We start from the raw sequence: 7,772 nt of genomic DNA, 5'->3' as shown, positions 1-7,772 counted from the left end.
TCGACCGCTTTCTTGCCGAGCAGCGCCGCGTTTGCCGGTTCGGCGAGCCAGATAGCAAGGCGACCGGCGGGATCGAAGGCGTTCACCCGGGCGACCAGGGCGTCGGTGCCGAGAAACTTGTCCCGGACGAATTCGGCAAGGTTGTCGGCCACGCGAGCCTTGTTTGCCGGGAGGATGGCAGTGTGCGGAATCGGCAAGAAAGCGGTCGCCGCGGCAGGCCAGATGCTGGAGTTCATCGACGACGAGCGCGTCAAGGCCATGCTTCACGAAGCGCTGCGCCGTCGTGCCGAACAGTTCGATCTGGCGGGCGCAGTCGGCGGATTGCTGTCCACCATGACGGCGGACCGCCGCCATCAACTGCTTCTGGACGAGGGCCTGCGCGAACTCGCGCAATGGCTCGACCGCGAGGAAGTGCAGGGGATCCTTGCAGGCAAGATCATCGAAGTGGCGGGAGAGGAATATCCGAAGCTCATCGGCATGCTGGGTTTTGTCGGCCTGAGCGCCGAGGATCTCGGTAACAAGTTCGCAGGCGGCCTGGTGCGCGGCGCGACCAAATGGCTGCACGACATCAGCGACGATCCCGAACACGAACGGCGCAAGGCGTTCGACCGCTCGGTGGAGGGGTTTATCGAACGGCTGAAGAGCGATCCGGCGTTCCGCGAACGGATCGATCAGCACAAACGCGAATGGCTCGAACGTCCCGAGTTGCGGACCTATGTGAACGGCTTGTGGGACGAATTCAAGGACTGGCTACGCCGCGATCTATCTCAACCGGACTCAACGCTGAACCGGAAAGTGACGGGCGCGGCGTCATCGTTTGCGGCCGCCCTGGGCGACGATCCTGCGTTGCGTGAATCGATCAACGAGCATATGCGTGACGCGCTGCGTTCGCTCGCGCCGGAACTGCGCGACGGCATCGCGAAACATATTGCCGCGACCGTGCGCAACTGGGACGACGCCACGCTCGTGCGCGACGTGGAACTGAGCGTGGGCCGCGACCTGCAATTCATCCGCGTGAACGGCACGCTGGTGGGCGGGCTGGTTGGCCTGATCATTCATGCCGTATCGATGTTCATGGTTTAAGCTTCTCGTTGCCGCGGTCAACCGACCCTCCTGGAAGAGACCGAACATGACGGACCCGAACGCCGCATTGATCCAGCGTTTCTACGAAGCCTTCCAGCGTTCCGACGCCGAGGCGATGGCGAAATGTTATGCGTCCGACGTCGAGTTCAGCGATCCTGTGTTCGGCGTGTTGCGCGGCCGTGAAGCGGGCGACATGTGGCGCATGTTGCTTGCGCGGGCGTCGGAATTTTCGCTGACCTTTGGCGACATCAAGTCGGTCGGACAAACGGCGACTGCAAACTGGGTCGCGACCTATCGTTTTTCGCAGACGGGACGTATGGTCGTGAACCGCATCAACGCGCGTTTCGTGATTCGCGACGGCCTGATCGTCGAACATTACGATCACTTCGATCTCTGGGCCTGGAGCCGTCAGGCGCTTGGACTCAAGGGTCTGCTGCTCGGCTGGACGTCGTTCGTACAGAACAAGATCCGCGCGCAGGCAGCGAAGGGACTCAGGACTTACCGGCAGCAACCGAAGACATGACACGCATTGATTCCCCCGCTCGCGAAGGGCGCCTCGACGACGAATGGCTCGAAGCCGATGCTTTCGGCGGGTTCGCTTCCGGGACCGTCGGCACCGAGCGCACGCGCCGATACCACGCGCTGTTGCTCACGGCCACCCATCCGCCTGCGGGACGCATGGTGCTCGTGAACGGCGTGGAAGCCTGGCTCGAGGATGCATCGGGAAACACGCGCATTCCGCTTACCATGCAACGCTATGGCGACGGAGCGGCGTGGCCGGATATATCGGCGAGCCTGCTTTCATTCGATACCGAACCGTGGCCGACCTGGCGTCATCAGATCAGCGACACGCAAGTACTCACCGCAGAAGTCTTTGTCGCCAAGGACAGTGCGTGTACGGTGCTTCGATGGCGCCTGGACAACACCACGTTGACGCTCAAAGTGCGGCCGCTGATGTCGGGCCGCGATTATCACGCGCTGCATCACGAGAACCCCGCGTTCAACTTCGACTTTACCGGGATGGGTGACCAGATCCGCTGGCAGGCGTATGGCGATGTGCCGGCGGTGGTTGCGGTATCGAACGGAACGTATGTGCATGCACCCGACTGGTATCGCAATTTCTGCTACACGGCCGAGCGCGAACGCGGCATGGACTTCAACGAGGACCTCGCGACGCCGGGTGTCTTTTCCTTCGATTTATCGCGCGGGGAAGCGGTGCTCGTGTTGAGTGCGAACGAAGGAGCGGCAAGATCCGCCGCGCAACTTGCAGGCACGGAGCAAGCGCGCCGCGCTGCCTTTCCATCTGCGCTGCAACGTTCAGCCGATAGCTACATCGTCGCGCGCAACGAGGGCCGCACGATCCTCGCCGGCTTTCCATGGTTCACCGACTGGGGCCGCGACACGTTCATCGCGATGCGCGGCTTGATGATCGCATCGGACCGTCTCGCCGATGCTGAATCGATCCTGCTCGAATGGTCCGGCACGATCTCGGAAGGCATGCTGCCGAACCGTTTCCCCGACAGCGGCGGTGCGCCGGAGTACAACTCGGTCGATGCGTCGCTATGGTTCGTGATTGCCGTGCACGAGTATCTGGCGGCGGGACATGCTGCGCAACACACCCGGAACCGCTTGCAGCAAGCCGTCGATGCGATCCTCGACGGCTATACGAACGGCACGCGCTATCAGATCGCCGCCGATCCGAAAGACGGACTGCTGCGCGCGGGCGTCGCCGGCGTGCAACTGACGTGGATGGACGCGAAGGTGGGCGACTGGGTGGTGACGCCGCGCATCGGCAAGCCGGTTGAAGTGCAGGCGTTGTGGATCAATGCGTTGCGCATTGCCGCTGTGTGGAATCCGCGCTGGACGGAACCTGCAACGCGGGCGACCTACGCCTTTCAACAACGTTTCACTGATCCTGCGAGCGGCGCGCTCTACGACGTCGTGGACGCGGATCACGAATCCGGCGAGATCGATCGTTCGATCCGGCCGAACCAGCTTTTTGCTGTCGGCGGCTTGCCGTTTTCGCTGATCGACAACGATGCAACCGCCCGCGCAATCGTCGATCAATGCGAGCAACTCTTGCTCACGCCAATGGGCATGCGGACCCTGTCGCCGAATGATCCGGCCTACAAGGGCCGATACACCGGGCCGCCGCTCGAACGCGATGGCGCCTATCATCAAGGCACCGTCTGGCCGTGGCTGCTCGGCGCGTTCGTGCAAGCGTGGTTGCGGGTGCATCGCGACGATCCCGCAGCGAGAACGCAGGCCCGTGAACGCTTTTTGCAACCGCTGCACGATCATCTGCATCGGGCGGGTCTCGATCATGTCTCCGAAGTCGCGGACGGCGATGCACCGCACACGCCCGGCGGCACGCCATTCCAGGCGTGGTCGCTCGGTGAACTCATGCGCCTCGAGCGCCTGCTCGCCACAGATTCATGACGATTAATGCCGATGTCGTGCAAACGCGCTAGATTATCGGTCTTACCGTCACGCCTAGCCTAAGGACGCACCATGCCGCCACTGCGCGCTACCAAGTCGCTCGACACCATCGAAGGATCGCGTCTTCATTCCACCGACTGTTCGCGCTGGCAACGCTGGGGCCCGTATCTCAGCGAGCGTCAATGGGGCACGGTGCGCGAGGATTACAGCGAGAACGGCACCGCATGGGACTATTTTCCGCACGATCATGCGCGCAGTCGCGCATACCGATGGGGCGAGGACGGCATCGCCGGATTCAGCGACGACAAGCTCAACTGGTGCGTCTCGCTTGCAATGTGGAACGGTCAGGATGCCATCCTGAAGGAGCGTTTGTTCGGCCTGACGAACGCGCAGGGCAATCATGGCGAGGACGTGAAGGAGCTTTATTTCTACGTCGACGGCGCGCCCACGCATTCCTATATGCGCATGCTTTACAAGTACCCGCACGCAGCGTTTCCCTACGATGACCTCGTCGCGGAAAACGGCCGGCGCGGTGCGGACGTACCCGAATACGAAGTGCTCGATACAGGCGTCTTCGAAGACAACAAGTACTTCGATATCCACGTCGAATATGCGAAGCACACGCCGGAAGATATCGTGATGCGCGTGACGGTCGAGAACCGCGCGGACTGTGCGGCGGCCATCGACTTGTTGCCGCAAATCTGGGCGCGCAATACGTGGTCATGGAAAGAGTCGCAGAAGCCGTCGCTGACCTTGAAGGGCGACGCCAAGAGCAAACGTGTAGTTGCCCATTGCGACGGACACGCGCCCATGGTCGTGACCGCTGAAGCGCGTAATGGCGCAGCCGTGGACTGGGTGTTCTGCGAAAACGAGACCAACGTCAGGCGTCTGTTCGGTTCGGAAGGAGCAGGGCCGTTCAAGGACGGCTTCAACGATTACATCGTGCATGGCGAAGAGAGTGCGATCCGTCGCGATACCGGCACGCGTGCCGCCGCGCATGTGAGGATCGAATTGCCGGCGCTGGGCCGTGGCGTCGTGACAATGCGCTGGCGTCCCGAAGCCGATGCCGACACGGATCGCCAGCCGCTCGATACCGACGCGCTGTTCGCTCGCCGGATCGCGGAAACCGATGCGTTCTACGCCGGCCTGCAGCACGAAATGGACGACGCAGATCAACGTCTCGTGCAACGTCAGGCGCTCGCGGGAATGTTGTGGTCGAAGCAGTTCTACATGTTCGATGTCACGCGCTGGATGGACGGCGACCCGTTGCAGCCAGCGCCGCCCGCAGGCCGCAAGCGTGGCCGCGATGCCGACTGGCGGCACTTGTGCAACGCCGACATCGTCTCGATGCCCGACAAGTGGGAATACCCGTGGTATGCATCGTGGGATCTGGCTTTTCACGCTGCGGCGTTCGCGCTGATCGATCCGGCGTTCGCAAAGCGTCAATTGCTGCTGCTCGTGAAAGACCGTTATCAGCATCCGAACGGGCAATTGCCGGCCTATGAATGGGCGTTTGGCGATGCCAATCCGCCGGTCCACGCGTGGGCCACGTGGCGCGTCTATGAGATCGACCGTGCCATTACCGGCAAGCCGGATCGCGATTTTCTCGAGCTGGTCTTTCATAAGCTGCTGCTGAATTTCTCGTGGTGGGTGAACCGCAAGGACGCCGACGGCCGAAACATCTTCCAGGGCGGCTTTCTCGGGCTTGACAACGTGGGCATCTTCGACCGGTCAGCGCCGTTGCCAACGGGCGGGCGCATCGATCAGTCGGACGGCACCGCGTGGATGGCCGCTTACGCGCTGGACCTGATGCGCATTGCGCTGGAACTGGCGGTCGCGAATCATGTGTTCGTGGATATCGGCGTGAAGTTCTTCGAGCATTTCCTGTACATCGCGGAAGCAGTCAGCAGCAGCGATACCTGCGACACCGGTCTGTGGGATGAGCGCGACGAGTTCTTCTATGACGTGCTGCAACTGCCCGACGGCACCAGCGTGCCCATGCGCATTCGTTCGATCGTCGGGCTGATTCCGTTGTTCGCGGTCCATGTGCTCGAAGAGCATCTGCATGGTCATCTGCCGGGATTGCGCGACCGGCTGACGTGGTTCCTCGAACATCGGCCAGATCTGGCGAAGCTCGTATCGCGATGGAATGAGCCGGGCAAGGGCAACAGCCTGCTGCTTTCCGTGCTGCGCGGTCACCGCATGAAAGCGCTGCTCAAACGCATGCTCGACGAAAGCGAGTTCCTCTCCGACTATGGCGTGCGCGCGTTGTCGCGGGTGCATCGGGACGAACCCTTCGTGCTGCAGCATAACGGGGATCGTTTTTGCGTGAAGTACTTGCCGGCGGAATCGGATTCACGTGTGTTCGGTGGCAACTCGAACTGGCGCGGCCCGATCTGGATGCCGGTCAACTATTTGCTGATCGAATCTCTTTACGAGTTTCATCGGTACTACGGCGAAGATTTTCTCGTCGAGTATCCAACGGGATCGGGGCAGAAGTTATCGCTGAATGCTATCGCCGATGAACTCGGCAAACGTCTGACGCGCCTGTTCCTGAAAGACAAGAATGGTCGCCGTCCTGTGATGGCCGCGTACCCGCAATTACAGGCTGATCCGCGTTCGGACGATCTCGTGCTGTTCCACGAGTACTTCCATGGCGATACAGGGCGCGGCGTGGGCGCGTCGCACCAGACCGGGTGGAGCGGTCTGGTCGCGTTGCTGCTGCAGCCGCGCGTAGCCGACGTTGCGGGTAACGTGCCGGTCGGCGGCGCGGCGGTGCCCGAGGAAGCGGAGCTGGTGACGAAATAATCCGCCACCGCTTCAGTCATTCGTTGCAGAGCATCAGTACTTTTTCGGCATCGGTGCAGGCGCGCTTCGGCGCGCGCTGTGTCGCCGGTTCCGCGGAGCCTGCCGCCGCGGTCTTCCTGATACACGCCCGCAAGTGCTTTTCTATCGGCGGATAGTATTTCCAGCCACGGCTCAACGGCGGCAACTCGAGCTTCACCTGTTTCCACTTCGGGTGACCGTTGGCCTGCAGTTCATCGAAGTGCGTACATAACGAATCCGCGAACTGCGTCATGACGCCGACCGTGCCGCGCAGGTTGTAGTCGTAGGTCACGAGAAACGCCTTCACGGTCAGCGTGGGCGAGTCTTCCTTGATCCAGTTCGGATAACTCGCCGTGCGGATGGTCGCCGGGAAATACGTCTGCTCGGCGCGCGCTGTTTCAGGCACCGACGGATCGAGCTTCAGCAACTTGATCTGGCTGAGCAGCTCCGGATTCAGGTCCTGAAAAAGTTTTGCAGGCTGCCCCGCAACGATGATGGCCACATCCAGCTTGCGAACGATCAGCTTCGCGAGCGCGTCCTCATTGCTGTAGTGCTGCGTCTGCGCTTCGGGGATGGGCTGGTTGAACATCAGCTTGTAGAGCGTGGTCGCCGATTGCGCGGTGCCGCTGCCGATCAGCCCGACGCTGATGTTCTTGTCCTTGATCTCGTGGATGTAGTTGATCGGCGAATCCGAGCGCACCACGAAATAGATTTCCTCGTTATAGAGCGGCATGATCAGGCGCAGCGGCTGAATGATCTTGCCCGCTTCGGCGTTGCCGGCTTTCGCCATATCGAGGTAGGCCTGATACACGTCCGACTGCACGAGCGCGAGTTTCACGCCCGGTTCGTAACGCATGCGTTGCACGTTTTCGGCGGAGCCTTTCGATGCCAGCACATCCAGGCTGATATTGGCGGGGTCCGCGACCCATTTCGCCAGGTCCTGGCCGATCTGGATGTAGGTACCGCGTTCCGGTCCGGTGACGATCTTGAAATCGGATTGCGCATGGGCGCGGTCAACCAGGCCGGCGAGCCCGAGCAGGGCGAACAGCATGAGTACGGTCTTGCGCATGATGTTGTTTGAATCGTTTTAATGTGTTTGGCTACGTTTATTGCACGCATTGATCAATGTGGCCGGCGTCTCCGGGCGCGGCCGTGTTGTCTCCTTCCGGTCTCCTTGCTGAATCGTGTGCTGCGCGTTTTCTTTCTGTCTATTGCGATGGCGGACGTTGTTTCGACGATCCTTTCGTCCAGCCGGATTCAAGGATTGCGCGCTCTTCGGCGTCGGCATCCATGGTGTTGCGGGCGATTGCTTTCGGCTGGGCCGTGCTTTGTGCGCTGTCTCCAGACGCGACGGTGCGGGTCGTCGGGACGGTTGCAGAGTTGGTCGTGGCTGTGATCGAGGCCGCGGTCGCGGGAATGACCGC

The 7,772-nt window shown here is 61.5% G+C and carries 7 protein-coding genes; 4 read left to right on the top strand and 3 right to left on the bottom strand.

Annotated features, from left to right (window positions below; all coding sequences use genetic code 11):
• Positions 1-236, bottom strand: a 236-nt coding sequence (locus tag ACRXB1_RS24995; RefSeq protein WP_449493559.1) for a DUF445 family protein, incomplete at its 3' end; no start/stop codon positions are given.
• Here ACRXB1_RS24995 and ACRXB1_RS24990 point away from each other — a divergent pair.
• From ACRXB1_RS24990 to ACRXB1_RS24975, 4 genes are all read left to right on the top strand, one after another.
• Complete coding sequence (locus tag ACRXB1_RS24990) at positions 142-1,083, top strand: DUF445 domain-containing protein (RefSeq protein ID WP_449493558.1); 942 nt, start codon at positions 142-144, stop codon at positions 1,081-1,083. The genes ACRXB1_RS24995 and ACRXB1_RS24990 overlap by 95 nt on opposite strands.
• A 46-nt stretch (positions 1,084-1,129) precedes the next feature.
• On the top strand, positions 1,130-1,606 hold the full coding sequence (locus tag ACRXB1_RS24985) for a nuclear transport factor 2 family protein (protein WP_174364604.1): 477 nt from the start codon (positions 1,130-1,132) through the stop codon (positions 1,604-1,606).
• A complete protein-coding gene (locus tag ACRXB1_RS24980; RefSeq protein WP_375507465.1) occupies positions 1,603-3,522 on the top strand; it encodes an amylo-alpha-1,6-glucosidase in 1,920 nt (639 codons plus the stop codon). The genes ACRXB1_RS24985 and ACRXB1_RS24980 overlap by 4 nt, the downstream gene beginning before the upstream one ends.
• Positions 3,523-3,594: 72 nt before the next feature.
• On the top strand, positions 3,595-6,330 hold the full coding sequence (locus ACRXB1_RS24975; RefSeq protein ID WP_375507466.1) for an MGH1-like glycoside hydrolase domain-containing protein: 2,736 nt from the start codon (positions 3,595-3,597) through the stop codon (positions 6,328-6,330).
• 16 nt (positions 6,331-6,346) lie between these two features.
• On the opposite strand, the gene ACRXB1_RS24970 is transcribed toward ACRXB1_RS24975, so the two are convergent.
• The gene (locus ACRXB1_RS24970; RefSeq protein ID WP_062002756.1) at positions 6,347-7,417 is read right to left on the bottom strand and encodes a TAXI family TRAP transporter solute-binding subunit; all 1,071 of its coding nucleotides are present in this window, start codon (positions 7,415-7,417) and stop codon (positions 6,347-6,349) included.
• A 139-nt stretch (positions 7,418-7,556) separates the two neighbouring features.
• The coding region (locus ACRXB1_RS24965) for a hypothetical protein (RefSeq protein WP_449493557.1) at positions 7,557-7,772 on the bottom strand (216 nt) is incomplete at its 5' end.

This window comes from Caballeronia sp. M23-90 (genome assembly GCF_053574605.1).
This window is presented reverse-complemented; position numbering and strand designations above follow the sequence as displayed.